The sequence below is a fragment of the Enterobacter sp. UCD-UG_FMILLET genome (assembly GCF_000762975.1).
In the GTDB taxonomy this organism is placed as follows: Bacteria; Pseudomonadota; Gammaproteobacteria; order Enterobacterales; family Enterobacteriaceae; genus Enterobacter; species Enterobacter dykesii.
This window is the reverse complement of sequence record NZ_JRJC01000025.1, coordinates 1-513: the sequence shown is the minus strand read 5'-3', so window position 1 is coordinate 513 and position 513 is coordinate 1. Positions and strand designations below refer to the sequence as shown.

The window sequence follows — 513 nt, the reverse complement described above, 5'->3', positions numbered from 1 at the left end:
GAGTGCGCTTGTCCAGCAGCGGTGAGAGGATTTCCCCCTCAGGCAGACCGGGGCCATACACCGCGTTAAACGGAATGGCGTAGCGGTTTCGCTTCGCCAGAAAATCCGCGATAAACGCGGACGGCTGGCTCCAGTCTCCGCGCAGGGCCACCACGTCCGGCTGGCGCAGGGGAAACGGGTGTTTGTGGATATCTCTGCGGACTGGTGCGTGACGTGCAAAGTTAACGAGCATCGGGTGCTCAGCCAGCCGGACATTATTGCCGCGCTGCGCCAGCGCGTTCTCGATAGCCTCTTCACTGAGCGGCTGCCACGGGATGGTCTGCGCAGCATTTTGTGCCGGAGCGGCAGGCGGCGCGTTAAGCAGCCCGCGCGCCTGATATCCGCCGAACGCCGACAGCGCGATGACCATCAGCCAGAACAGCGGTGAGGATTTTTGCCCCTTCAGCGCAAACAGCGCCAGCGCGACGACAGTCAACACCAGCATCACAATCTGGCTGACCGCCTCACCCAGAT

1 pseudogene is annotated in these 513 nt (G+C 62.6%); it reads right to left on the bottom strand.

Annotated features, from left to right (window positions below):
- A pseudogene (locus LA04_RS25250) lies at positions 1 to 513 on the bottom strand (protein-disulfide reductase); the annotation flags it as partial.